This window comes from Paenibacillus thermotolerans (genome assembly GCF_028745515.1).
Lineage (GTDB): Bacteria > Bacillota > Bacilli > Paenibacillales > YIM-B00363 > Paenibacillus_AE > Paenibacillus_AE thermotolerans.
Genome location: NZ_JAQZSG010000090.1, coordinates 1 through 1038 on the forward strand (window position 1 = coordinate 1; position 1038 = coordinate 1038).

Annotated in this window: 1 protein-coding gene; it reads left to right on the plus strand. The window is 53.0% G+C overall.

Features of this window, described 5'->3' with window-relative positions; genetic code table 11:
- Positions 1-864: transposase (locus tag PT964_RS26345; RefSeq protein ID WP_274366334.1), on the plus strand; the 864-nt coding region annotated here is incomplete at its 5' end.
- Positions 865-1038 lie beyond the last annotated feature (174 nt).

Sequence of the window (1038 nt, forward strand, 5' to 3'; positions counted from 1 at the left end):
GGCCTTTATTTCGACTATTCGCCTCAAGCTGCGGTGCTCGAACGACTGAAGACTGCCATGAGCGATCGGGAGTTCTGGGTTAAGCAAGCGAACAGCCTGGGCAATCGCATTGTCCGGTGGATCGATCTGTACTTTCCCGAATTCAGCCGCGTTTTCCCGGATTGGACGACTCTGCGTTCGCTGGCATCGCTTCGAGCATTCCCCTTGCCGTCCGATCTGAAAGCGTTGAAAGCCGATGACGTTGTGAAAGGCTGGCGCGACCAAGGCATGAAGCGTGCCGGCGGGGTTAGTGGAAAAGGCAAGGCTGTGGAGCTATTAATGGCAGCTGCACGCAGTATTGGCGACACAGGGGCACCGGAGCAAGCGCGGCGAGACCTCCAGCGCCTGCTGGATAATTATGAACAGACTACGCGCCTTCTGGATGAGATGCAACAGGAAATTGTGGAACTGTTGATCGATATTCCGTTGGCGGAGCAACTACGAAGCATAGAAGGGATTGGAACCATCACCATCGCAGCCCTGCTAGGTTGCGCGGGAGATCTTCGCCACTATGCCCATGGACGTCAGCTCTTGCGGCGTGCCGGACTCAATCTGGCTGAGTGCACATCAGGTAAATTCAAAGGCCAGATCAAGCTCTCCAAGCGTGGGGATAGCATGCTTCGCAAGTATCTGTTTCTCGGAGTTCTCAACCTCGTCCGAGTGCATCCGGATTTCAGGCGCTGGCACGAGAACAACCAGAAGAGGGGAATGAAGAAGAGCGCTTCCATCTACAAGCTGATTGGCAAACTGGCTCGCATTGTTATTGGAATGGTGCAACGGGGAGAGTCATATTGCTCCGAGAATTTGAGCCCGCTGGCTGCCTAACATAACGTCGACATTCGTAGTAATACTAATACTTACTGAAACTGCCTTTTAAAAATTTGACTCATTCGTAAGATTAACAAACGCACAAGAGAACCGAGTTTGGTGTCCGTAAGGGCCTAGACCCGTCAGCTAAACGCCATCGGTCTCCACGCCTTGGACAGGTAGAACGAAGGA